This window comes from Vibrio sp. Vb2880 (assembly GCF_033337975.1).
Classification (GTDB): Bacteria; Pseudomonadota; Gammaproteobacteria; order Enterobacterales; family Vibrionaceae; genus Vibrio; species Vibrio alginolyticus.
Map to the genome: position 1 here is coordinate 172651 of NZ_JAWORT010000005.1, position 22141 is coordinate 194791.

The 22141-nt window shown below is 43.9% G+C and carries 27 protein-coding genes; 15 read left to right on the top strand and 12 right to left on the bottom strand.

Going from position 1 to position 22141, the window contains the following annotated elements:
* Window positions 1-182: 182 nt before the first annotated feature.
* Entirely contained in the window at window positions 183-797 is a 615-nt protein-coding gene (locus tag R7M92_RS07820) for a fumarylacetoacetate hydrolase family protein (protein WP_082240193.1), read from the top strand.
* Here R7M92_RS07820 and R7M92_RS07825 read toward each other — a convergent pair.
* From R7M92_RS07825 to R7M92_RS07835, 3 genes are all read right to left on the bottom strand, one after another.
* Complete coding sequence (locus R7M92_RS07825) at window positions 794-1105, bottom strand: AzlD domain-containing protein (RefSeq protein ID WP_005385193.1); 312 nt, start codon at window positions 1103-1105, stop codon at window positions 794-796. The genes R7M92_RS07820 and R7M92_RS07825 overlap by 4 nt on opposite strands.
* Complete coding sequence (locus tag R7M92_RS07830) at window positions 1105-1815, bottom strand: AzlC family ABC transporter permease (protein ID WP_005375526.1); 711 nt, start codon at window positions 1813-1815, stop codon at window positions 1105-1107. Before R7M92_RS07830 ends, R7M92_RS07825 begins: the two co-directional genes overlap by 1 nt.
* 79 nt (window positions 1816-1894) lie before the next feature.
* A complete protein-coding gene (locus R7M92_RS07835; RefSeq protein ID WP_005385198.1) occupies window positions 1895-2722 on the bottom strand; it encodes an AraC family transcriptional regulator in 828 nt (275 codons plus the stop codon).
* 229 nt (window positions 2723-2951) lie between these two features.
* On the opposite strand from R7M92_RS07835, the gene R7M92_RS07840 reads away from it, so the two are divergent.
* Together R7M92_RS07840 and R7M92_RS07845 are read left to right on the top strand one after the other, a co-directional pair.
* Window positions 2952-3584: a LysE family translocator gene (locus tag R7M92_RS07840; RefSeq protein ID WP_005375522.1), complete on the top strand. Its 633-nt coding sequence runs from the start codon at window positions 2952-2954 to the stop codon at window positions 3582-3584.
* A gap of 79 nt (window positions 3585-3663) precedes the next feature.
* Complete coding sequence (locus R7M92_RS07845; RefSeq protein WP_053307844.1) at window positions 3664-4086, top strand: GNAT family N-acetyltransferase; 423 nt, start codon at window positions 3664-3666, stop codon at window positions 4084-4086.
* A 99-nt stretch (window positions 4087-4185) separates the two neighbouring features.
* Here the strand turns inward: R7M92_RS07845 and R7M92_RS07850 are convergent, their stop codons facing one another.
* Window positions 4186-5880: a phospho-sugar mutase gene (locus tag R7M92_RS07850; RefSeq protein WP_064369155.1), complete on the bottom strand. Its 1695-nt coding sequence runs from the start codon at window positions 5878-5880 to the stop codon at window positions 4186-4188.
* Window positions 5881-6210: 330 nt separating this feature from the next.
* On the opposite strand from R7M92_RS07850, the gene coxB reads away from it, so the two are divergent.
* Genes coxB through R7M92_RS07870 form a run of 4 tightly spaced genes read left to right on the top strand, consistent with a single transcriptional unit; the run spans window position 6211 to window position 10495 of the window.
* Window positions 6211-7374, top strand: coding sequence for a cytochrome c oxidase subunit II (gene coxB / locus R7M92_RS07855; RefSeq protein WP_005385208.1), 1164 nt, complete (start codon window positions 6211-6213; stop codon window positions 7372-7374).
* The gene (ctaD, locus tag R7M92_RS07860) at window positions 7371-9002 is read left to right on the top strand and encodes a cytochrome c oxidase subunit I (RefSeq protein WP_005375510.1); all 1632 of its coding nucleotides are present in this window, start codon (window positions 7371-7373) and stop codon (window positions 9000-9002) included. The genes coxB and ctaD overlap by 4 nt, the downstream gene beginning before the upstream one ends.
* A gap of 17 nt (window positions 9003-9019) precedes the next feature.
* Complete coding sequence (locus R7M92_RS07865; protein WP_017821600.1) at window positions 9020-9559, top strand: cytochrome c oxidase assembly protein; 540 nt, start codon at window positions 9020-9022, stop codon at window positions 9557-9559.
* Between the two features lie 51 nt (window positions 9560-9610).
* On the top strand, window positions 9611-10495 hold the full coding sequence (locus tag R7M92_RS07870) for a cytochrome c oxidase subunit 3 (protein ID WP_318133060.1): 885 nt from the start codon (window positions 9611-9613) through the stop codon (window positions 10493-10495).
* Between the two features lie 24 nt (window positions 10496-10519).
* Here the strand turns inward: R7M92_RS07870 and R7M92_RS07875 are convergent, their stop codons facing one another.
* Complete coding sequence (locus R7M92_RS07875) at window positions 10520-10756, bottom strand: DUF2909 domain-containing protein (protein ID WP_005375504.1); 237 nt, start codon at window positions 10754-10756, stop codon at window positions 10520-10522.
* On the opposite strand from R7M92_RS07875, the gene R7M92_RS07880 reads away from it, so the two are divergent.
* The 4 genes from R7M92_RS07880 to cyoE are packed head-to-tail and all read left to right on the top strand — an operon-like array spanning window position 10755 to window position 13995.
* Window positions 10755-11546 (top strand): SURF1 family protein, encoded by a 792-nt coding sequence (locus tag R7M92_RS07880; protein ID WP_186585627.1) that lies wholly within the window; start codon window positions 10755-10757, stop codon window positions 11544-11546. The two genes, R7M92_RS07875 and R7M92_RS07880, sit on opposite strands and share 2 nt — an antisense overlap.
* Entirely contained in the window at window positions 11536-12072 is a 537-nt protein-coding gene (locus R7M92_RS07885; protein WP_017635864.1) for a hypothetical protein, read from the top strand. The genes R7M92_RS07880 and R7M92_RS07885 overlap by 11 nt, the downstream gene beginning before the upstream one ends.
* Before the next feature lie 11 nt (window positions 12073-12083).
* On the top strand, window positions 12084-13103 hold the full coding sequence (locus tag R7M92_RS07890; RefSeq protein WP_017635865.1) for a COX15/CtaA family protein: 1020 nt from the start codon (window positions 12084-12086) through the stop codon (window positions 13101-13103).
* Window positions 13096-13995 carry a heme o synthase gene (gene cyoE, locus R7M92_RS07895; protein WP_206947006.1) on the top strand — a complete coding sequence of 300 codons (900 nt, stop codon included), beginning with the start codon at window positions 13096-13098 and terminating at the stop codon, window positions 13993-13995. The genes R7M92_RS07890 and cyoE overlap by 8 nt, the downstream gene beginning before the upstream one ends.
* 82 nt (window positions 13996-14077) lie before the next feature.
* On the opposite strand, the gene R7M92_RS07900 is transcribed toward cyoE, so the two are convergent.
* Window positions 14078-14551, bottom strand: a complete 474-nt coding sequence (locus R7M92_RS07900; protein WP_258495345.1) for an FKBP-type peptidyl-prolyl cis-trans isomerase — start codon at window positions 14549-14551, stop codon at window positions 14078-14080.
* A gap of 13 nt (window positions 14552-14564) precedes the next feature.
* Window positions 14565-15197, bottom strand: coding sequence for a thiol:disulfide interchange protein DsbA/DsbL (locus R7M92_RS07905; protein ID WP_191115890.1), 633 nt, complete (start codon window positions 15195-15197; stop codon window positions 14565-14567).
* 282 nt (window positions 15198-15479) lie between these two features.
* Here R7M92_RS07905 and R7M92_RS07910 point away from each other — a divergent pair, with 282 nt between their 5' ends.
* Window positions 15480-16106, top strand: coding sequence for an OmpA family protein (locus tag R7M92_RS07910; RefSeq protein ID WP_053308082.1), 627 nt, complete (start codon window positions 15480-15482; stop codon window positions 16104-16106).
* A gap of 191 nt (window positions 16107-16297) precedes the next feature.
* Here R7M92_RS07910 and R7M92_RS07915 read toward each other — a convergent pair whose 3' ends face one another.
* The 4 genes from R7M92_RS07915 to R7M92_RS07930 all read right to left on the bottom strand — a co-directional run bounded on the left by R7M92_RS07915 (window position 16298) and on the right by R7M92_RS07930 (window position 18142).
* Entirely contained in the window at window positions 16298-16657 is a 360-nt protein-coding gene (locus R7M92_RS07915) for a glutaredoxin family protein (protein ID WP_005375631.1), read from the bottom strand.
* 111 nt (window positions 16658-16768) lie between these two features.
* Window positions 16769-17311: a hypothetical protein gene (locus R7M92_RS07920; RefSeq protein WP_005375629.1), complete on the bottom strand. Its 543-nt coding sequence runs from the start codon at window positions 17309-17311 to the stop codon at window positions 16769-16771.
* Window positions 17298-17843, bottom strand: coding sequence for a YaeQ family protein (locus R7M92_RS07925; RefSeq protein ID WP_005375627.1), 546 nt, complete (start codon window positions 17841-17843; stop codon window positions 17298-17300). The genes R7M92_RS07920 and R7M92_RS07925 overlap by 14 nt, the downstream gene beginning before the upstream one ends.
* 89 nt (window positions 17844-17932) lie before the next feature.
* Window positions 17933-18142 (bottom strand): cold-shock protein, encoded by a 210-nt coding sequence (locus R7M92_RS07930; protein WP_005375625.1) that lies wholly within the window; start codon window positions 18140-18142, stop codon window positions 17933-17935.
* Between the two features lie 365 nt (window positions 18143-18507).
* On the opposite strand from R7M92_RS07930, the gene R7M92_RS07935 reads away from it, so the two are divergent.
* The 3 genes from R7M92_RS07935 to R7M92_RS07945 all read left to right on the top strand — a co-directional run bounded on the left by R7M92_RS07935 (window position 18508) and on the right by R7M92_RS07945 (window position 21692).
* Window positions 18508-18795, top strand: a complete 288-nt coding sequence (locus R7M92_RS07935) for a ribosome alternative rescue factor ArfA (RefSeq protein WP_318133062.1) — start codon at window positions 18508-18510, stop codon at window positions 18793-18795.
* A gap of 230 nt (window positions 18796-19025) precedes the next feature.
* Entirely contained in the window at window positions 19026-20468 is a 1443-nt protein-coding gene (locus tag R7M92_RS07940) for a sensor domain-containing diguanylate cyclase (protein WP_318133064.1), read from the top strand.
* A 333-nt stretch (window positions 20469-20801) separates the two neighbouring features.
* A complete protein-coding gene (locus R7M92_RS07945) occupies window positions 20802-21692 on the top strand; it encodes an RNA polymerase sigma factor RpoD/SigA (protein WP_017635872.1) in 891 nt (296 codons plus the stop codon).
* A 26-nt stretch (window positions 21693-21718) separates the two neighbouring features.
* Here the strand turns inward: R7M92_RS07945 and R7M92_RS07950 are convergent, their stop codons facing one another.
* A complete protein-coding gene (locus R7M92_RS07950; RefSeq protein WP_005375619.1) occupies window positions 21719-22093 on the bottom strand; it encodes a hypothetical protein in 375 nt (124 codons plus the stop codon).
* Between the last annotated feature and the right edge of the window lie 48 nt (window positions 22094-22141).

Consider the following 22141-nt stretch of genomic DNA (forward strand, 5'->3'; position numbering starts at 1 on the left):
AAAGCCAGCCTCGTGCTGGCTTTTTTGTCTATTTGTTTTACAAATACTTTGCTGTGTCAATTAGATGATACAAAACTCAAAACGGGGTGAATGTCTTATTTTTTACACTAGAGGTTGCTATTTAGTGTCGTTAAGTCAATAGGTTAGATTATGATGGGATTTTTGTTTTGCAGGGAAGAATGATGAGTGTTATTCAAGTTGAAGAAAAGAAAGTAGAAGTGGGTAAAGTGCTTTGTGTTGGACGAAATTACGTTGAACATATTCATGAGCTTAATAATGCAATGCCTGAGCAAATGGTGGTATTTAATAAACCCGCAACTTCCGTATCAACAACTCTGCGTTCATTCCATCAAGAGCCCCTTCATTATGAGGCTGAAATCTGCTTTTTGATCAAGGATGGACGTTATTCAGCGGTTGGTTTGGGATTGGATCTGACCAAGCGTGGTTTGCAATCCTCGCTTAAAAATCAGGGGTTGCCGTGGGAGCGTGCTAAGGCATTTGATGGATCTGCTGTGTTTAGTCGGTTTGTCTCTTTGGAAAACATTGATATCAATGATCTTAACCTTGAGCTCTTAATTAACTGTGTTCGTGTACAAAAAGGTCACGTTAACCAAATGCTCTATCCGCCGCTAAGTATCCTGGATGAATTAACCAGTTACACAACACTTCAAGATGGCGATGTAGTGATGACTGGTACACCAAAGGGCGTTGGTGAGGTACATGAAGGTGACATCTTCCTTGGTCGATTAAAGTGTGGCGATGTCACCTTGTTGGAGATTGAGTGGTTGGCGGATTAAAGCCAAATTCGCAGAACGAGAAATACCACCATACTGATAACCGTCGTTAAAAGAACATTTTTAGTAAAATACGCGATTAAAGCAGCCAGTACGGCAGCCAGTAAAAATGGGTTTTGCACATTGACGCTGAGCTCCCCATCGGGAATGAAAACGATAGGTGCCCAGATCGCAGTCAGTACTGCGGGGCTAGCGTAATTGAGTACTTTTTGAGTGCGCGTCCCTAATCGCAATGGTAGCTTGGGTTCTAAAAACAAGTAGCGGCTGGTGAAAACAAGTACCGTCATCAGCAAAATAGCCAACATGATCATTAGCGTTTCTCCTTTACTTGTTCCACAAAGTAACCAGTAAGCATGGCTAAAATGCTCGAAATCATCAAACTTCCCTCAATTTGATAATAGGTTAGGGCAACTGAGCTCACCAAAGCTACAATAACACTCGCGAGCACCGCTGCATTTTTAATGGTGGGTACTACTATCGCGATAAAAGTAGCGGCTACAGCAAATTCCAAACCCATTTCGTTCAGTTCAGGGATTAGACTTCCCGCAATAATGCCCGTCAATGTCGCGACATTCCAAAACAGGTAAAAACTCAGACCAGCCCCAAGTGCATACCAGCGATTAAACTGTTTATCGGAATGGTGGCCTACAATCGCAAACAGCTCGTCAGTAAGTAAGAAGCCGAGTGATAATCGCCATTTTAGAGGGAGCGGTGCAATTTTACTGCGCATCGATACACTGTAGAGGAAATGTCGAGAGGTGATAAAAAACGTTGTCAGTAACATGGTCACTAGACCTGCTCCGGTTTTAATCATTCCCATCGCGACGAGCTGTGCAGAACCTGCGAACAAAATGGCGGATAGTGCTTGTCCTTCCAAAGGGTGAAGCCCAGTATCAATTGCGAATGAGCCTGCGAGTAAGCCCCAAGGGAGCACTGCGATACTCAGAGGCATCATCGCAAGTGTACCTTGCCAAAATAGCGTGGCTTTTGATTCTTTTTGTAACGGCAAAGTGTGGTCCATAGTTTCTTCTTATTTATTCCTAAATCAGATTACCAAGATAGCTCGGTAGTCGCATAACGCCTTGTACAATATTGCTGCTTTAGCTGTGACGGACGTATTGGCCGGGAGTGACGCCCATGGCTTTTTTAAAGTGTCGATGCAGATGGCTTTGATCATGGAAACCGCATTCTTGTGCCACGTCTGAAATTTTTTGTCCCATTTTTAATAGCTTCTTCGCCATACGTAAACGTTGCTGAATTTGATAGGCATGAGGCGGAAAGCCAAATTGCTTTTGAAACTCTCTCAGCAGATGAAAAGGGCTTAATCCAGACAGTTTCGCGAGTTCTTCTAGTGAGACGTCCGTTTGTGGAAAGTCTTCCAAAAATTCTCTGACGAGCTGCACTTGTCGCTGAGCTCTGGTTGACTCTTTCAGTGGTGCCCGATGAGTGCTGTGTTTACTGGCTAGCTTGATCAACGTGCCGTAAACCAAAGTTTCTCTCAATAAACGGTTGTCTGATTTTTCTAGTGTTTCAAATACCAGTCGTAACTGACTAGCCAGCTCAGGATCGTAAACCACAGGTTGAGGGAAATAGGGCAGAGCTACATTTGGTGAGCCAAGCTCTTGTCCTAAAGTTTGAAACTGCTGAGGTACGGGGTACATTGCTTTGTATTCCCAGCCGCCTTCCGAGGCTGAATGCCCGTTGTGTACTTCATCTGCATTAACAAGGATGATGCTGTCCTGTGGCGCGATATGATTCCCGCCCGTCCTAAAAAATTGTTGTGCCCCTTTTTCGATGACACCAATAGTGTAACCTTCGTGGCTATGGCGTGAAAAATTCTGCTTCTCATACTTTGCATCGAGAAGCTCTAAACCTCCGAGCTCTTGAGCTATCTTGAAGGTAGCGATTTCCTTATTCTTTTCTTTCATCTTTATCCGGTCTGCTCAAGAAAATCATTTTAGAAGTGTAACGGATCCATCGTGCTTATTTTTGTACAAAATTGCTATTCGATTTTGATAAACAGGCGAATTGATTGCTATTTTTCGGCTGGGCAAACTATGATTTTTATTTTTTGATTTATCTTGGCTATTTTGGGCTGGATGATGTCATTTTGTTGGTATAACATTCGCCGCCTTGTTGTAGAAAAGCGGTTCCATCATGATTGATTTATCTGTACTTCCTGTTTATCTCACCGCAGTTGTCGCCTTATTGCTCTTACCAGGGCCTGATATGTTGCTGATAGCGAGCTCAAGTATGAGTTACGGTAAGAAGGTCGGTCTTTTTGCTAGCTTAGGCAATGCGACGTCTGGTGTTATTCTTACTTTGCTTGCTGCAATGGGCGTATCTACCCTGATTGCCATGAGCCCAATAGCCCTTAAAGTCCTTCATCTATTAGGTGGCGCTTACTTGTTAAAAATGGGTTGGGACTGCTTACGAGCTGAGGCATCTTCGGCTCCAGAGCTTGATGGTCAAAACAAAATGGCATCAACTTATTATCAGCGTGCTTTGATGAGTAATTTGCTTAACCCTAAAGCCTTGGTCTTTTTTGTGATGTTTTTGCCTCAGTTTGTCTCAAGCAATATCACTGCATCTTCCGGTGAGCAGATGCTAGCGCTAGGGTTATTGTTGAACGTTCTTGGCTTGTCATTCAATTTATTACTTGTTGGGTTAGCAGGCACATTGGGCAAAGGGCTGCTCGAGAACGAAAAATTCCGCACGTATCAACATAAACTAATGGGGTTAGTGTTTGTTATTCTGGCGTTGTGGATGCTGAGTAGTTTCGCCTTGTAAAGTTATCATATTCCATCAGAAAGCCAGCAATTGCTGGCTTTTTGTTTTAGGATATTGGTGTTTCCTAAGGAGAGGGTATATGAAGCTTGAATTTTGTTTAAATCCAGATCAAACAGACCTTGATTTTGTTCGTGAAGGTATTCGATCTTATAACCGACTGCATTTACCAGAAGGGGAAGTGCATGCTGTAGGCTGTTTCGCAAAAGATGAGAATGGCAAGATCATGGGTGGCTTGACTGGCGAAATGTTTAAAAATACGGTGTTTGTTGAGTTTTTGTGGGTAGACGCTGAAAGTCGAACCTCTGGTCTCGGTAGCCAATTAATGTCGATGCTAGAACAAAAAGTAAAGCCTCATGGGGTTACCCATGTTTATTTGGATACCTACAGCTTTCAAGCTCTTGAGTTCTATATCAAATTAGGTTTTGAGAAAGTGGGGCAGTACTCAGGCTATCCTGCAGAGGGCATCCACAAGTACTTTCTACAAAAGGAAATTGTAGGCTAGGGAAAGCACGGGTTAGCTTGACTTGTTCTAGTTAAAATCAAAAAAAGAGGCGCGAATTTGCGCCTCTTGTTGTATAAAATATCTATGTTTCTCTTTGACTTACAAACTTTGCTGGTGCGCGTCGATAAGTTCGTTCATCTTCGCTTCTGCTGCTTGCTGTGCTTGTTCATAGCTCATATCCGCAGGGAAGAGGTTGATGACTTCGTAGTAACATTTTAGTTTTGGCTCAGTACCAGAAGGACGAACAATCACGCGTGATTGATCTTCTAGGTGATAAATCAATACGTCACTTGCTGGTAAGTCAATGGATTCTTCAGAGCCGTCGTCAAACATGCGAACCGATGTTTTAAGATCTTCGGTTACTGCAACTTTTTTACCAGCAATCTCTGTTGGTGGATTTGCTCGGAGTTTGTCGCCGATTGGTGGAGAGTTCGGGTCGAGAGCGATGCTGCGTTGCGCGTTGAAGTAGAAACCGTGCTCGCGGTACAGCTCTTCCAGTTTATCCCACAGTGTTTTGCCTTGCGCTTTAAGCTTGCCTGTTAGCTGTGAAAACGCGACGATTGCAGATAAACCATCTTTATCCCACACCTTGTTACCCACGGTATAACCGAGCGCTTCCTCATAAGCAAACAAGAATGGGTTGACTTCTGTCTCTTGTTCCATGGCAACATTAGTAAGCCATTTAAAGCCAGTTAATGTTTGATAGTATTGTGCGCCATGCGCCTTAGCGATGCTGCTCAGCATTCTTGAGGATACGATGGTGTTGCCAACCAAAGCGTTAGGTTGCTGTTCCAGCAAGTAATCGCCAAATAGTGAGCCCACTTGGTCGCCGGTTAACATCTGATACTCGCCATCTGGGCGTTTAACTGCCACGGCAAAACGGTCTGCATCTGGATCGTTAGCGCAAGCGATATCTGCATCTACGGACTTACCTAATGCCATCACCATATCCATTGCACCGGCTTCTTCAGGGTTTGGGAAGTTGACGGTTGGGAAGCTTCCGTCAGGTTCGCGCTGTTCCTTAACACTTGCCACTTTTTGGAAGCCTGCGTCGACAAGTAGCGTTTCCGCCATATTCGCGCCAACGCCATGCATTGCGGTGTAAGCAATAGATATATCGGTATTGTTGTCAGGAGTAAGCAGCGCGTTTTCATTCATTGTCTTACGGTAAGTTTGGTAGTAGTCGTCTTCCAACCAAACTAACAAACCGTGCTGTTTTGCATCATCGAGAGACATTAAAGGTAATGGCTTCGTTGTTGCGTCATCAATTTTCGCTGCGATTCCAGAGTCGTGTGGAGGAATAATCTGTGCGCCATTTTCCCAATATACTTTGAAGCCATTGTATTCTGGTGGATTGTGGCTGGCAGTAACAACAACAGCGGCCGCAGCATTCAATGTACGGACACCAAACGCAACAATTGGGGTTGCTGCAACGTCATACGTTAGGTAAACCTTGATACCAAGGGCCGTCAGTACGGATGCGGTATCATGCGCGAATTGTTTTGAATCGGGACGACCGTCGTAGCCAATAACGACACCACGACTCGCGGCATCTTTGACTTGCTCAAGCAAATAGTTTCCTAAACCAGTGGCGGTCTCTTGAATCACCAAGCGGTTCATTCGGTTTGGACCTGCGCCCACTTTGCCACGTAAGCCTGCAGTACCAAAGGCAAGGCGTGAGCCAAAGCGATCAGTAAGTTCTTGTTCATTGTTCGTATCGACGAGGTGTTGTAGCTCTTCACGAGTCTTAGGATCAGGGTCTCGTTCTAGCCATTGCGTAATTAGTGCTGTCATATCAGTCATTCCTTAGTAGGGGGAGCCTACTTTCTTGGACACTTCGTTTGGTAAGTATCTCAATGTTTTCTTTTAAATCAATGTAAATGGTTCTCAATTACATTTCAAAGAGGGCAATCGATAAACCGAATTAATTTTTCTTATCCGAACAAAATTTAATCATATTTAATTTCTTGAAGAACCTTGGAACTATAACTAGCCTTTTAACATAAATATAACAAACCGTGTCGAAATCGTAGTTTTTGTGATTTTTCGTAAAGTTGTTCGATATTTGCATCGGGACGCAAGGAAGCTCGCGTAGGCGTAGCGGCTGAGCAGAGGAGAGATCTTTTGAAAAGATTAACGACTACTCTAGCCTTATCACTGAATGTGATTTTAATCACATTTTCCTCTTTTGGTTGGTCAAAGGAAAATGACTACAACATGACAAAAGGGGTCACAGAGATAAGTGGGCAAGTGTATGAATTACATATGCTGATTTTCTATATCTGCTGTGTAATTGCTTTGATTGTTTTTGGTGTGATGTTCTATTCCATCTTCCGTCATCGCAAGTCAAAAGGAGCAGTTGCAGCACATTTCCATGAAAGCACAAAAGTGGAAATTATTTGGACGGTCATACCCATCATCATTCTTGTCGCTATGGCGATTCCCGCAACAAAAACTCTAGTAGCAATGGAAGACACAAGCCAATCGGATATCACGGTCAAGATCACAGGCTCGCAATGGAAATGGCATTACAGCTATTTTGGTGAAGATGTTGAGTTCTTCAGTTTGCTTGCCACCAGCCAAAAACAAATTGATGGAATCGAAGCTAAAGGCGCGCATTACTTACTGGAAGTAGACAACCCTTTGGTGTTGCCTGTGAATCGCAAAGTGCGTTTTTTGATGACTTCTGATGATGTCATTCACTCTTGGTGGGTACCAGACTTTGCCGTCAAGAAAGACACCATTCCAGGTTTTATCAATGAAGCATGGACAAGAATTGATGAGCCAGGCGTATATCGCGGTCAGTGTGCGGAGCTATGTGGTCGTGCACACGGATTTATGCCAGTGGTGGTGCATGCAATGGAAGAAGAAAAGTTCGATGAATGGCTAGCGAGTAAGAAGGAAGAACTCGCGCTTCAAAAAGCGGCGGCACAAGAAGCGCTCTCTCAAGACTTATCTATGGACGAATTGATGTCGCAAGGCGAATCGATATACACGGCGCGTTGCGCTGTGTGTCATCAGGCAAATGGTGAGGGGATTCCGGGTGCATTTCCCGCGATTAAAGGCAGTCCTATTGCAACCGGAGATGTTACAGAGCACATAGATATTATTGTCAACGGTCGCCCGGGCACCGCAATGCAGGCTTTTTCTAATCAGTTAAGTGACAAAGAAATTGGCGCGGTTATCACATATCAACGAAATGCATGGGGCAACGATACTGGCGATACAGTGCAAGCATCCGATGTGAATGCCTTTAAGGCACAAGGCAGTGCTAAGGAGGAAATATGAGTAAGCCAATAGATAAGGCAGTGAAGTCTGCGCCAGCAGAAGCCAGTGCGAACAGTACCATTGCGATCGATGATGGTCACGAGCATCATGCACCCCAGGGCATCACTCGTTGGTTGTATTCTACAAGCCATAAAGACATAGGCACCCTCTACCTTTGGTTTAGCTTTGCGATGTTTCTAACAGGTGGTGCGATGGCAATGATCATTCGTGCCGAACTGTTCCAGCCAGGGCTACAGCTAGTCGATCCGCAGTTTTTTAATCAAATGACCACGGTACACGGTTTAGTGATGGTATTTGGTGCGGTGATGCCAGCATTTACGGGTCTTGCTAACTGGATGATCCCGATGATGATCGGCGCTCCTGATATGGCGCTGCCGCGCATGAACAACTTGAGCTTTTGGATCTTACCTTTTGCATTTCTTATTTTGTTGAGCTCGTTGTTTTTACCTGGCGGCGGTCCTGATTTTGGTTGGACGTTTTATGCTCCGCTGTCCACGACTTATGGACCAGATAGCACTGCGCTGTTTGTATTCTCTGTGCATATCATGGGTATCAGCTCCATTATGGGCGCGATCAACGTTATCGTGACGATCGTAAATATGCGAGCTCCGGGAATGACTTGGTTCAAGTTACCAATGTTTGTTTGGACTTGGTTAATTACCGCTTTCTTGTTGATCGCGGTTATGCCGGTACTAGCGGGTGCAGTGACCATGGTTCTTACTGACAAATATTTCGGGACTAGCTTCTTTGACGCAGCTGGTGGTGGTGACCCGGTAATGTTCCAACACATCTTTTGGTTCTTTGGTCACCCAGAAGTGTACATCATGATTTTACCGTCGTTTGGAATCATTTCCGCCATTCTGCCTGCTTTCAGTGGTAAGAAGCTGTTTGGTTATCATTCGATGGTTTACGCGACGTGCAGCATTGCATTGTTATCTTTCCTTGTGTGGGCGCACCACATGTTTACCACGGGGATGCCAGTTTTTGCTGAGCTCTTCTTCATGTATTGCACTATGCTGATTGCGGTACCAACGGGGGTTAAAGTCTTTAACTGGGTTGCCACCATGTGGCGTGGAGCTCTGACATTTGAAACGCCAATGTTGTTTGCCATTGCCTTTATTGTGCTTTTTACTATTGGCGGCTTCTCGGGACTGATGTTGGCGATTGTGCCGGCGGATTTCCAATATCATGACACTTACTTCGTGGTTGCCCATTTTCATTATGTGTTGGTATCTGGTGCGGTATTCTCGATCATGGCAGCGGCATACTACTGGCTACCTAAGTGGACGGGCAATATGTACGACCACAAGCTGAGTTTATGGCATTTCTGGTGCTCAATTATTTCCGTCAATGTCCTGTTTTTCCCAATGCACTTCCTAGGCTTAGCAGGCATGCCAAGGCGCATACCGGATTACGCCATTCAGTTTGCTGATGTTAATCAAATAGTATCAATTGGTGGGTTTGCATTTGGGTTGTCACAACTGATCTTCTTATGGTTGGTGATCAAGTGTATTCGTGGCGGGGAGAAGGCTTCTGCAAAACCGTGGGAACGTGCGGAAGGCTTAGAGTGGACAGTGCCAAGCCCTGCGCCACATCATACGTTTACTACACCGCCTAAGATTGACTAGCAAGTGGGGTGAGTGACATGAAACCGAATCCATCAAACAAGAAGCTCACAGTGAAGTTACTTTTGGCGACCCTGTTAATGTTTGGCTTCGGCTATGCACTGGTCCCACTTTATGACGTGATGTGCGACGCACTGGGAATCAATGGAAAGACAAGTGAAGTGGCCGCCATTCAACCGACAGGTATGCAACCGGACATGAGCCGAACTATTCGCGTGGAGTTTATGGCGCATGTCAGCCCAGATATGCCTTGGGAGTTTAGACCCAAAGTGATTTCGATGGATGTTCACCCAGGTGAAGTCGTGCAAACCGAATACCTTGCATTTAATGAAAGCGGGCAGAAGTTGGTGGGGCAAGCCGTTCCTTCTGTTTCTCCCGGGACTGGAGCTGCTTACTTCAATAAGATTGAGTGTTTTTGTTTTAACCAGCAGCCTCTGGATGGTAAACAGCAAGCTCAAATGCCGTTGATTTTTTATATCGAACCGGACTTGCCGGAGTCTATACACACGTTAACGCTGTCTTACACACTCTATAAACTTCCCCCTCCTACAGGCTCTTAGCCACTCAGGGAGAGAGATACAGACCAAGGTTGGTCAGTAAGGAGAGAAATTATGAGTAACAAGCCAGGAACATATTATGTTCCCGCTCAAAGTAGCTGGCCGATCATCGGTGCATTTGCTCTGTTTTTGGTTGCTGTTGGCGCAGGCATGACCGTCCAGGGGACACAAAGTGGCGGTGCAGTGGGAACCATTGGTGGCATTGTGCTAGCGGTGGGCTTCTTGTTCTTGCTTTACATGTTGGCTGGTTGGTTTAGTAATGTGATTACTGAATCACTGAGTGGAAAATACAGCTCGCAAATTACTCGTTCTTTTCGCCAAGGAATGAGCTGGTTTATCTTTTCTGAAGTGATGTTTTTTGGTGCCTTTTTTGGTGCCTTGTTTTACGCCAGAATGATTTCTGTGCCTTGGTTAGGTGGGGCAGATAATAACTTCATGACCAACGAAGTCCTGTGGCCAACCTTCGAAGCGATGTGGCCACTCACACTGACACCGGGGGGAGAAACAACACATGCTATGCCGTGGCAGGGCATACCCCTTACCAATACTATCTTGCTGCTATTGTCGTCTATTACGCTACATATGGCGCATATAAGCCTTGAACAAGACAAAAGAACGGCACTGATTGTTTGGTTAGAGATAACCATCGTACTTGCTGGCTTTTTCCTATATTACCAAGCGGTTGAGTATGTTCATGCTTATCAAGACATAGGGCTCACGTTGCAGTCCGGTATTTACGGTAACACGTTCTTCATGTTGACGGGGTTCCACGGTTTACACGTTTGTCTTGGGACTATCTTCTTGATCGTGCTGCTGTTCAGAATCGCTAAAGATCACTTTTCGCCAAAGAACCATTTTGCCTTTCAAGCGGGCAGCTGGTATTGGCATTTCGTGGATGTGGTTTGGTTATGTCTGTTTGTGTTTGTTTACGTACTTTAGGCGCAGTGTGAACTCTTGGTTCGACTAATAAGGGCGAGGGTTTGGTGCTAGCCAACCCGAGCTGAGCGCAATAAGCAAAAGGACGACCACCAAAGCGGAGAACATGACTCGACGGCCTAAGTAATGACTCATGGGTTTGTCTCTTTTTTCAGGATTATCTGGGTCTTCACGAACCATTTCGATAAGCGCTTTTGCGAGGTTGAAGATAATGAAAAGCAGCAAAAGGACAAGCGTCAGTTTGAATAGAAATACGGTGGACATGGCACCTCCGGTTTCATCATTGTTGTTATCAAGACAATTATGGCTATCGAAACGGTTTTGGGTTGCAGTTGGTTTAACTGTGGTTGTGTTTTCTCTTTTGGTCAAACTGGGTTTTTGGCAGTTTGAGAGAGGGCAAGAAAAACAAGCATTGGAACAAGCCATTCTCGCGCGTGCGGATAGTGCGTACCAAGCACTAAGCGTCGTTCTTGAAGACAACGACTGGCGAGAGGAAAGTATCCTCGGGAAAAAAGTGGAAGTTAATGTTGTTCCTCAGGCGTTTCCCGTAATTTTGTTAGACAACCAAACGCATCAAGGCAGTGTGGGATATTTAGCATTTCAGATTGTATTGACGAGCGATGAACCTAGTGCCTATGCGTTATTGGAGCTTGGTTTTGTCGAGGGAAAAGCAGATCGCTCAGTGTTACCAACGGTCACCAAACTCGATAATTCGATTTTCATCACAGGACGCCTGTACCGAAAATCTACTAATCCACTGAGCTCAGAGTTAATGCCGGAAGTTGGCGATGTTATTCGCGTGCAAAACCTAAACATCGCGCAATTGAATCAGCTACTGAATATTGAACTTATGCCCGCAGTCTTGCAGCCAGACAATTTAACTCGTTGGCCCTATGACTTTCCTTGGAATCCATTACCACTCAATAGTGCCAAACATTTTGGCTATTCGATTCAATGGTTTTCGATGGCAGGTGTTTTCTTAATACTGACTTTAATTGTTTTTGTTCGTTGGCAAAAAAAGTTGCGTCACATGGAGGTGAAGCATGACATCTAAAGTAACCAAAGGACGACTAATGTTGATTGCGCTGGTTTGTACGTTCGCGCTTCCCGCTGTCATTGCAAAAGTCATTCTCACACAAGGGTGGTATCAAAGCGGAGTGACCAATAGAGGCGAGTTAGTCGAACCATACACGACGTTAGAGCAGCTTGGTCAAGAGTCACCTCTCAAAGACCATGGTTGGCAACTCGCTTATGTATTGCCTAACGAATGCACTGAACAGTGTAAACAGCAGCTTTACCTGCTTCAGCAAAGTCATGTTGCTTTAGGTAAGTATCAAGAGCGAGTAGTGCCAGTCGTTTGGCAGACTGAGCATTCAGATCCCATGGAAGTATCGATGTTAGCGATGCAAATGAATGAATTGGTTACCGCAAAAGTGAAACCTGGGCAAATGTTGATCGTTGATCCTCTTGGGCAACTGGTGATGTCTTATTCGCCGAAACCAAATGAGGACTTAGTCCTATTGAATAAAGGTATGTTGGCGGACTTACGCAAGCTCTTAAAACTGTCACGAGTCGGTTAGAGGAAGTGCATATGAAATTAATTCAGTTGGTTAGATTCAGTTTGCTCCTAACTCTCGTGGTGATCATGCTAGGGGCATATACTCGCCTTTCAGATGCAGGGTTAGGTTGCCCGGACTGGCCTGGTTGTTATGGGCACTTTTCTGTGCCGCATCAAGAAGAAGACGTCATACGTGCTAACCTGAACTTCCCCGAGCGGGCAGTAGAGCATGAGAAAGCATGGCTTGAGATGATTCATCGCTATTTTGCAGGAACGTTAGGTTTAGTCATTTTTGCGATGGCAGCGATATCAGTAAGGTCTGAGCGTGTAAATTCAACCATTCCGATGTTGCTAAGCGTATTGGTGATTGGGCAGGCACTTTTGGGGATGTGGACAGTTACTCTTAAATTAATGCCCGTCATCGTGATGCTTCACTTGCTCGGTGGTTTTGTTTTATTGGCGTTACAGGCGATTTTTTACTGCCAATTAAAAGCGCAAAACAATCTCTATTTCTCTCCATCTTCTAGCTCTCTGAGAGGCTTTTCATTGTTGGTTTTCCTGGTTGTTTTGGTGCAAGTGCTCCTTGGAGGATGGACTTCGTCAAATTATGCTGCGCTGATGTGTACCACACTGCCGATTTGTGAGGGAGACTGGATGAGCCATCTCTCATGGAAAGAAGCGTTTTCTTTCTGGCAAACTGGATTCGAGAATTATGAATTTGGTGTCTTGGAGTATCCGGCAAGAATGACTATACACGTCACTCATCGTATAGGCGCTATTGTTACCGCCACCGTGGTATTGGCTTATAGTATTGGGCTTATGAGGCAAGATTCTCATCATTCACAGAGAATCGGAGGGTGGTTGTTATTCACTCTGGTGTGCCAAATTATGCTGGGTGTAAGCAACGTAGTATTTCAACTTCCTATCTATGTCGCGGTGGCGCACAACCTTGGTGCCGCTGTTATGTTGAGTCTCGTTTGTGTTAGCCAGTTTTACTTGTGGCAGGGTAAAACGGCTTGGAATTACACCGCGAAAGGAGTTCGCTATGAGTAAAGAAATCGCGCTGTCGTTAAATGGGCGAAAGCGACTAAGTTCCGTTTATTTGAAGTTAACGAAACCTAAAGTGGTGGCGTTAATGTTGGTGACGGCAGTAGTAGGTATGAGCTTAGCCCCGGTTGATGATTTCCCCTGGTTGCAGGCGGTAGTTGGCCTAACGGGGATTGGTCTGATGGCAGGGTCTGCGGCAGCGTTTAATCATCTAATTGACCGCCGAATTGATGCGAGAATGGCACGTACACACAAACGACCATTGCCATCGGGTGAGACTAAACCATCATCGGTGATAGCCTTCGCTACAGTTTTAGGTGTCTTAGGGTTTGTACTTCTCTATGCGATGGTCAACCCGCTGACGGCATGGTTGACTTTGATGAGTTTGCTCGGCTATGCGATGGTATACACAATGTACCTCAAACGTGCTACGCCCCAAAATATCGTCATTGCAGGGATTGCCGGTGCGATGCCGCCTCTTCTCGGTTGGACTGCTGTAACAGGGCAATTACATGCGAATGCTTGGCTGCTCGTGATGATCATTTTTATCTGGACGCCACCACATTTTTGGGCTCTCGCTATTCATCGTGTCGAGGATTACCGCAAGGTAGATATTCCCATGCTGCCAGTGACACACGGCATTGAGTACACCAAAACTTCTATTCTGTTGTATACGGTGCTATTGACTTTGGTTTGTGTTCTACCGGTTTTGGTTGGCATGGTCGGCGTGGTGTATCTTTTTGCTTCGCTACTACTCAATGTTGGCTTTATGTACCATGCATGGAAGCTAAAATATGCACCAGAGCAAAATACCGCGATGGAGACGTTTAAATTCTCTATCTATCATCTTTTGGCGTTGTTCATTGCATTGCTTTCGGATCACTATATTGGTTTTTAACCTCTCTTAAAACAGAAAACGCCGCGTGGTTCGCGGCGTTTTTGGTTTTGATACTTTGGCTTTAAGACAAAGCTTTCTAGATTTATTGAATTTCTAGCAGTTCAACATCAAAGATCAAAACACTTGCTGGTGGAATTGGGCCAGAGCCACTCTTACCATAGCCAAGCGTGCTTGGTACGAATAGACGGATTTTCTCACCCTCTACCATGTATTGTAGGCCTTCTTGCCAGCCTTTAATGACTTGGTTAAGACCAAATGAAATCGGCTCACCACGATTAACAGAGCTATCGAATACCGTGCCATCAATCAAGGTGCCGTGGTAGTGTACTTTTACTTTACTTGTTGCAGTTGGGTGAACCTCACCTTCGCCTTTTTCAAGAACCATGTATTGAAGGCCACTTTCTGTTGTGATAACGCCTTCTTTTTTCGCATTTTCTAGTAAGAATGCTTGGCCTTTGGCAAAGTTGTCATCTGCTACTTTATGGTTTGTCCAAGTACGGTAAATGAAAAAGCCCGCCAAAATAAAAATAATAAGAGGAAACAAAAATTTAGACACGTAATCTCCTTGTCTATTTAGGTTGTTTTAGCAAAAATTTGATGGTTTCTGCCATGGCTTCAACGCTGTCATGACCACCAGTAATCACTTGATATTTTCCGTTTACGATAAAGGCTGGAACGGAGTTAATTTGGCCGCGAGTCGTGATCGCTTCTGCCTTAGTGATGTACTCAAACAGCGTTTTTTGCTGTGCTTCATCTAAATGGTAAGGGCTGATAAGGTTGCGAGACTCAAAAGCTTTCTCAACAGCGATTTGGCGTTCCTCAGCCGTTGCATCGGCACCCATTTGCACAGCAGTAAAAAGATCTGCCATAAACGCTTTATCTGGTGTTGATTCAAGCTGCATTACGGCAGTATAGAAGATGATGGCGCTCACTTGTGCACTTTCATTGAACGTTACATGCATTTTTTCAACGCTTTGATCGGTCAATGATTCAATTTGAGGGACAAACTCTTCCATTGAGCGGCAGTGGCCACAAGTTAAAGAGAATGCTTCAGTCAGGGGAGCTAAATCATATTCTTCAAGGGATACTGGCAAAACTTCGTATTGTTTGCCTTGCTGAGGCTGACTCTTGCCGCTATCGCATGCCGACAAAGCCATTACGGCAACAACAACAGCAAAGCCTTTCGATATGGTTTTTAACATAGTAGTGCTCTAAATGAGAAATTTGCGTTAGTTTATCGGTTAACGATAGTGACTAAAACCATTAAATAACAATAAAGTGAGACCATTGGTAACAGACTTAGCCTGACGTATGGGCTGTAAGGGTAGGGTATTTTAGTGTTGCTTTTTATTTGAGAGATGATTTGGCATTGACTCCAGTGGCATGAACGCTGCATAGACAAACCAATCGGTGGACAAAAGCGCTAAAGATTCGGCGTGTTTTGTCGACACAATGAACAAGAGTTTTTCTACGTTGGTAATGGTATGAAGCATTGGTTATTAATTGTTTGTGGCATTCTGGCCGGGTGCAGTAGCCTCGATCAAGATATGGTCCCAGGTGGGAACATTTTAGATACAGCTCCTAAATCAAACACTGAGCTGAGACACCCAGAATGGGGATACCCGAGCGTATCCAATGTGGCTTCTTCCCCTCGTTCATATCAAACGGCGAGGGCGTCAGTAAAAAAGTCGCAAAACGTGACCTCTCTGGAAATGTTCCTGAGCAGGCATAACATTCCTCACGAGACGCTCAGTGGTGGTCACCTGATGATACGTTTGAAAGAGCAAGTGCATTTTCAAACGGGCTCTGCACGGTTATCTGCTCAATCTCAAGACTGGATTCGAAACATTGGTCACTATCTGGCTGGAAGAACTGATGTTGATGTCGTGATTGATGGTCATGCGGATAGCACGGGAGCTGAAAGCTTCAATGACACGCTATCTGAAAAGCGAGCTCGTGAAGTAGAAAAACAACTATTGGCGACGAGTATTCCACGTCAACGAGTGTTTTCTAGAGGCTTCGGAGAGTATGTACCGAAGTGCAGCAATGCGACAGCGAGTGGTAAAGCTTGCAATCGGCGCGTAGAGCTAACATTGATCGTGGATGAATAACGCAGACGTTAGGCGGTAATCTTCGTTGTGTTGTTCTCGCATACCCGTTATTTGCTTAGTGGAGTTTAAGTTCGGAGTTGAGCAAGAAGACTGAATAAGGAAAGCTCGCACGGCAACATTTAGCTAGAAAAAATAGAAAAGAGGCACCGTTAGGTGCCTCTTTTACATCCGCCAATGTTCATAGGGGGAACTTAGGCAAATTCTTTTTCAACGTAAGCGACGATGTCAGATGACTCGTATAACCACTGTGTCTCGCCATCTTTTTCGATACGAAGACAAGGGACTTTAACTCGCCCACCACCTTGCTCTAGTTCAGCTCGATGAGTCGGGTTATTTTTTGCATCACGTAGCTCAATGTTCACCGATTGACGCTTCATTGCACGGCGGACCTTTACGCAAAAAGGGCAGGCTTCAAATTGGTAAAGTGCGTATTGTTTCGCTTTTTCATCAATACGTTGCTGTTCTTCTGCGGTGCGCTTAATACCACGAGGTGAGAACACCGCGTTCAGCAATAAGATAACCTTGCCTAAAATCCAACGGATAAACTTCATAATGATCCCTTGATGTTCATTGGGTAATTGTCCTTTAAGAATGCAATCATGATGCTTGTTGCACTGAACGTGAAGTCTATCAGTTGTTTGAAATGGATAAAACCATGTATTTTATGCGGAAAATAGACGTTTAAACCAACCCCAAAAGCCACTTGCTGAAGCCGGACGGGCTTCTTTACCTTGATAAAAACTTTGCATGAGTTCGGTTCTGAATGCATCAACGTCCATGCGTTTTATGACAAGCTCATGCTGCAATGTATTTTGAGTCTGCTCGGCATGATCGTGCGCCAAGCTGAAATCCATATTTAAATAGCCTTGCGTGTATAACCAAAGGTGGGTGACTAAGATTAGGTCTTCAGCAGATTGGTTAGTAAACTTATCCGCGTGCTCATTACCCAAGGAGTCAGTCAGAACTTGCTGCATACGCTGGGTAGAGTGAGCATGTTGCTCGTAGTTAGCACTTGCTTCAATATGTGATTTGGTCAAAAGGCCAAGCAGGTGAAGAGTAGGTGCTGTTGTGGGTTTGTTCTCACAAACTTTTGTAAATAGTTGTGACTGTTCTTTTAACCAACGTCGCTTTGCTGCTTTATGTTCTTTAACAAAGGGGATTTCTTCAAATCCCATCTCTTGACTCAGTTCACTAAGAGACGTCATGGTTTTTTAGTTCCTTCACCGTTACTTCGATATGTTGATCATTGATATCAACAAAAATTGAGCTGCCAGTAATCATAACAGAAAGGCTAGTACCTCGGTCAAGGTGCTGACAAATCAAGTCGATAGCGTCATAGTCAAAGCTCTCTACGTTGACGGGAAGCATTGAGAACTTTCCTGACATTTTGTCCCACCAGACAGCCGCTTTGGTGTTATAAGTGTAAACTTTTACATGCTTTGCGAGGCGAGAAGCTTTCTTAATTCTGTCTGGTTCTGGTTCGCCAATTTCAATCCAGTGAGTAATGCTTTGATCATCGCCAACATGCCATAAATCAGGCTCTTCAATCGTAGAGAGTCCTTTTGTAAACTCCAGATTGCTTTGAGCATTTAAACAGTAAGCTAGAATGCGAGCCAACATTCGTTGCGGCTTTTCAGAAGGATGAAGGGCGATAGTTAGATTTTTAGAATCGTAATAGTCATTATTCATATCGGAAATGGCGATACGAAATTTGTAAATGGTTGGTTTAAGAGCCATAGATTTATATCGTTTTGTTGGCAAAATAAGTTTTAGGCAAAAAAATAGCCAGCTTTAAAAGCTGGCTATCGTATCAAATTCTTTAAGAATTAAAGTACTTTGATTTGCTCTGCTTGAGGGCCTTTTTGACCTTGAGAGATAACAAATTCTACTTTCTGGCCTTCAACTAGAGTACGGAAGCCGTCACCAGTGATTGCAGAGAAGTGAGCAAATACGTCAGGACCGTTTTCTTGTTGAATGAAACCGAAGCCTTTAGTTTCGTTGAACCACTTAACTGTGCCAGTAGCTGTGTTAGACATGTCTATTTCCTAAATATCTAAATAATGTAATCTTTCGCCTCAACGGCGCTTATAGCGTGGAAAAATAAATTGCTATTGCGTACCACAGGACGACGGGTTACAAGTAATCCAACGAAATGTGAAAACAAAGAACTTTCTTTCTAGCCGTGTTTGAGTCTAGGTTAATTCCACGAAGAGTCAACATATATTAGTGCTTTATGGACAAATATTTGTATTTAGTCACTATTTAACCAGAATGTTTTTGATTAAATTTCAAATAAATGACGGTGATGTGAAGTTTTTTAGCATAAAATTCAACTAAATCTATAAATTTGACTTATTTATATAATTATTGTCCAATCTGGTTCGACCATTAAGGAGGATTTATGGCAAAGCGTAAAATCAGTCCTCAACCGAGTGGCTCACAACATGAGACCGACTTCGGCAGAGGTGAAATCAAAGACAACGCGTTAAAAGCGGTTGTTACCAGTCAGCTGTTCCAAATACGAGTCGTTAAAGCGAAAAAAGGTAAAGGTAGCTTCAGCCGTAAAATGAAGCATAAAGGCAAAGAGCCCTATTCAAAGTTCTCCCCAAGGTGGATTTTGAACAGGGCTTTTTTATTGGTACTAGGTGTTTGCAAAACTGATGATATTCAATTTTTTAGTACCAGATAAGTTTTCCTAATTTATCATGTACTGCTTCAACTGCTTCAACTGCTTCAACTGCTTCAACTGCTTCAACTGCTTCAGCGAACCAAGCGTTGAAAGTACCAATTAAGTACTAAAACTTACTAAGTTAGATTCATATCAATAAGCGTCACTTCCTGTATTATGCAACTCTACTATATCTTTAGCCTAATCAAACAGCCGAGATTATGGTTTAAAAAGACTGGTGAGAAGTAGGTATGTCATCGACGAGTTATGGTACTTATGGTTGCAAATGTAAAAAAGCGTGTGCTTCTTTATTACTACTGTGGCTGTCCATTTGTCCGATGGCGCATGCACACAAGTCAGAGTCTCATTCTTTAATTGTTGCTAACTCCAAAGCGTGGAAGCCGTTCTCTTACCTTAGCCCAGATGGTGAACCTAAAGGTATTTTAATCGACTTTTGGAAAGAGTACGCGGTGAACAACCAAATCGACGTTCAGTTTCTCCTTTTGGATTGGGATGCTTCTTTGCAAGCCGTAAAAGAGGGTAAGGCTGACTTTCACGGAGGACTTGTCTACTCGCCCGAAATAGCGAAGTATATGGACTTTGGCGCAGTCATAATGCCTATCCAAACCAAACTGTACGTAAATAAAGATGTACTTTCGGTTGATATCAGGAGTGTTTTAACTGGCGAGATGACGCTGCCAATTGGCGTTGTTAAAGGAAGTTACGAGTCTGAGTTTGTTCAGACGAATTACCCGAATGCACCTATTGCAGAGTACATTAACAATGATTCGATGATACAAGCAGCCGTCGATAAAAAGGTGCTGTACTTCGTTGCAGACCTGCAAGTTGCTAACTTTTATATGGCAACCACGCCGGGAGCGGGTATGTTTGTCCCGACAATTAGCTTATATAGTAAAGATCTTCGGATTGCAGCAGGAATGCACAGTGCAACTTCCATTTTAGAGGTATCACGAGCGTTTGAAAAAGTCATCGATACGGATCGTGAGCGGATCCTCACCCGTTGGAGTCTGGTGAAAACGGTTTATCCACTTTATCTTTTCCCTATTGCTATTTTCATTATGGCGGTCGCAACGCTTTATCATATTTTTGCCCTCAAACGTATGGTTGCTCTTCGGACAAGGCAATTAACGATTGCCAATCAGCAATTGCTAGAGATGACGTTGACGGATTCTCTCACAAAGCTATACAACCGTAGACACCTGATTGAGCAATTGGCGCTACTGAATCATTTGAAGCGAAACTTAACGGTGATGGTGTTTGATATTGATGATTTTAAATCAATCAATGATCGATATGGCCACCTTGCTGGAGACCGAGCAATAGTTGCCATCGCAGATGCCGCTAAGTCGATGACTGATGACCGAATGACATTGGCGAGAATTGGAGGAGAAGAGTTCGCACTCGTTACGTCTTCTCTGTCAGAGCGAGAAGCGCTCAATTTTGCCAATATGCTTTGTAAAGCCGTTTACGATCAGCCTGTTATACTGGGCGGACAAGCAATTCATTTGAGTATCAGTTTGGGCTGTGCTTACTATCCTGAGTTTACCCACATCGTGAGCTTGCAAGATGCTGATGAGTTGATGTATCAAGGTAAGTCTGAAGGAAAGAATCGTGCAGTTTTCCAAGTTATAACAGACTGTCAGCTTCAACCTGCGCTTCGTCAAGTGAATTAGATCTCGCTAATTCAACTGATACTTCAAACCATCCTCAAGCCTCAAAGTTTTAGTCAGAGTAAGGTGGTAAGCGTTGACGATCACGTTGCGTTGTTTTCTTTGAGGCCAGTTTGCGTACAAATACTATCACTTTCATATATATAACCCCCCGCCTGCTCACGTTTTTATCATAGAAGCAGTAATTGTTTTAAAGTGATAAGTGATTTCTTGGTAAAGATCAGAACCCCTGTCTACACTCAGTGTAAAGTAATGCATATAAAGCATGATGCATACAGTGTTGTACAAAAACAATTAAAGAAGATAAGAAATAAGTTGGCTTGAGAAGGACGGGGAATGAACAACGAATGCTTTGCTAGGTTCCGAGCTGTCACGGATGAACTGTCAATGAAAGAATCGTTGTCAGTTGGGAAAGACCCTTATGCTCACTATCTCAAAGATATTGTGGGCATTGATTTGTTGTCTCGTGAAGAGGAGTTGCATTACGCCAAACTTAATCGAGCTGGTGATGAAGAAGCGCGCGAAATGTTGATTGAGTCTAATCTTCGACTTGTTGTGAAAATCGCAAAAGGTTACCTCAAACGGCCAGGTAATAACTTTACTCTGCTCGATTTAATAGAAGAAGGTAACATTGGTTTGATAAAAGCGGTCGATAAGTTCGATCCTGAGCCAGGCTATCGTTTTTCTACTTATGCGGTATGGTGGATTCGCGAGAATATAGAAGCGGCATTAATGAACAATGGCCGCACGGTACGTTTACCTGCTCATGTGTGCAAAGAGATAAATAGCCTGGCTTTAAAAAAGCTCGATGCGTCAAAAAGTGAGAGCAAGGAGTTGTCTATTTCTGAACTCTCACGCTGCTCAGGGGTGAAAGCAGAGCGCATAGATGAACTTGTTGCTCTAAGTGGTTTTATTGATGTATCGACCACGGCGGACCTACATCGTGTTCCATTTGTTCTTGAACTGTGTGAAAGTGAGTATACGCCAGATCCACAACAAGACTGTGAAAACCAGTGCTTTACTCAAGCTATTGAAAATATTATTAAAACTTTGCCAACTAAGTTGCAGAAAGTCTTGATCCATCGATTCGGATTATTTGACCAGAGAGTGAAAACCTTGTCGGAAATAGGCCTGTTATTAAACGTATCTAACGAGCGTGTTCGTCAGATGCAGATAGAGGCGGTTGAACGCGTGCAGAAACGTCTCCGATTCGATGGTTGGGTTTAAGATTTTTAGCCCCTTATCCTAGCCGATTAATTTACTGGCTTGCTACTCTGTTCTTCCGTAAGTAACAGCAGCTCAAGCTGTGCTTTAGCTGCTGCCTCCAATCTCCATACACTCAATAATCGGTTAAGTGCTGCGCGATAAGTACGACTTTTGAGTAAAAAAGCGAGCGTACTTGTGTAGTTGTTTACGACTTGCGCTTGTGTCTCGACTAATGCGGTTTTGTTTTCGATGTCGATGTGTTGAAGGTTAAAGTCAGGAAGAAACGCACACTCATACCATACCTCTACAATTTCACGAATTTCGAGTTCTTCTTCAGGCACATCGAAGTCTTGTAACTGGTAGTTTTCTGGTATTGTTGATAAATAAACCACATCCAATTTGTCTGCAACAAATGTATACATCGGATTCCTTAGTGTACGCGCTTACAGAGTAAATAGTCTCATCGTTTA

Excerpts from the sequence above, each read along its gene's own strand:
- R7M92_RS07820 (WP_082240193.1), top strand. The coding sequence starts at position 183 with ATGAGTGTTATTCAAGTTGAAGAAAAGAAAGTAGAAGTGGGTAAAGTG.
- R7M92_RS07825 (WP_005385193.1), bottom strand. The coding sequence starts at position 1,105 with ATGATCATGTTGGCTATTTTGCTGATGACGGTACTTGTTTTCACCAGC.
- R7M92_RS07830 (WP_005375526.1), bottom strand. The coding sequence starts at position 1,815 with ATGGACCACACTTTGCCGTTACAAAAAGAATCAAAAGCCACGCTATTT.
- R7M92_RS07835 (WP_005385198.1), bottom strand. The coding sequence starts at position 2,722 with ATGAAAGAAAAGAATAAGGAAATCGCTACCTTCAAGATAGCTCAAGAG.
- R7M92_RS07840 (WP_005375522.1), top strand. The coding sequence starts at position 2,952 with ATGATTGATTTATCTGTACTTCCTGTTTATCTCACCGCAGTTGTCGCC.
- R7M92_RS07845 (WP_053307844.1), top strand. The coding sequence starts at position 3,664 with ATGAAGCTTGAATTTTGTTTAAATCCAGATCAAACAGACCTTGATTTT.
- R7M92_RS07850 (WP_064369155.1), bottom strand. The coding sequence starts at position 5,880 with ATGACAGCACTAATTACGCAATGGCTAGAACGAGACCCTGATCCTAAG.
- ctaD (WP_005375510.1), top strand. The coding sequence starts at position 7,371 with ATGAGTAAGCCAATAGATAAGGCAGTGAAGTCTGCGCCAGCAGAAGCC.
- R7M92_RS07865 (WP_017821600.1), top strand. The coding sequence starts at position 9,020 with ATGAAACCGAATCCATCAAACAAGAAGCTCACAGTGAAGTTACTTTTG.
- R7M92_RS07870 (WP_318133060.1), top strand. The coding sequence starts at position 9,611 with ATGAGTAACAAGCCAGGAACATATTATGTTCCCGCTCAAAGTAGCTGG.
- R7M92_RS07880 (WP_186585627.1), top strand. The coding sequence starts at position 10,755 with ATGGCACCTCCGGTTTCATCATTGTTGTTATCAAGACAATTATGGCTA.
- R7M92_RS07875 (WP_005375504.1), bottom strand. The coding sequence starts at position 10,756 with ATGTCCACCGTATTTCTATTCAAACTGACGCTTGTCCTTTTGCTGCTT.
- R7M92_RS07885 (WP_017635864.1), top strand. The coding sequence starts at position 11,536 with ATGACATCTAAAGTAACCAAAGGACGACTAATGTTGATTGCGCTGGTT.
- R7M92_RS07890 (WP_017635865.1), top strand. The coding sequence starts at position 12,084 with ATGAAATTAATTCAGTTGGTTAGATTCAGTTTGCTCCTAACTCTCGTG.
- cyoE (WP_206947006.1), top strand. The coding sequence starts at position 13,096 with ATGAGTAAAGAAATCGCGCTGTCGTTAAATGGGCGAAAGCGACTAAGT.
- R7M92_RS07905 (WP_191115890.1), bottom strand. The coding sequence starts at position 15,197 with ATGTTAAAAACCATATCGAAAGGCTTTGCTGTTGTTGTTGCCGTAATG.
- R7M92_RS07910 (WP_053308082.1), top strand. The coding sequence starts at position 15,480 with ATGAAGCATTGGTTATTAATTGTTTGTGGCATTCTGGCCGGGTGCAGT.
- R7M92_RS07915 (WP_005375631.1), bottom strand. The coding sequence starts at position 16,657 with ATGAAGTTTATCCGTTGGATTTTAGGCAAGGTTATCTTATTGCTGAAC.
- R7M92_RS07920 (WP_005375629.1), bottom strand. The coding sequence starts at position 17,311 with ATGACGTCTCTTAGTGAACTGAGTCAAGAGATGGGATTTGAAGAAATC.
- R7M92_RS07925 (WP_005375627.1), bottom strand. The coding sequence starts at position 17,843 with ATGGCTCTTAAACCAACCATTTACAAATTTCGTATCGCCATTTCCGAT.
- R7M92_RS07930 (WP_005375625.1), bottom strand. The coding sequence starts at position 18,142 with ATGTCTAACACAGCTACTGGCACAGTTAAGTGGTTCAACGAAACTAAA.
- R7M92_RS07935 (WP_318133062.1), top strand. The coding sequence starts at position 18,508 with ATGGCAAAGCGTAAAATCAGTCCTCAACCGAGTGGCTCACAACATGAG.
- R7M92_RS07940 (WP_318133064.1), top strand. The coding sequence starts at position 19,026 with ATGTCATCGACGAGTTATGGTACTTATGGTTGCAAATGTAAAAAAGCG.
- R7M92_RS07945 (WP_017635872.1), top strand. The coding sequence starts at position 20,802 with ATGAACAACGAATGCTTTGCTAGGTTCCGAGCTGTCACGGATGAACTG.
- R7M92_RS07950 (WP_005375619.1), bottom strand. The coding sequence starts at position 22,093 with ATGTATACATTTGTTGCAGACAAATTGGATGTGGTTTATTTATCAACA.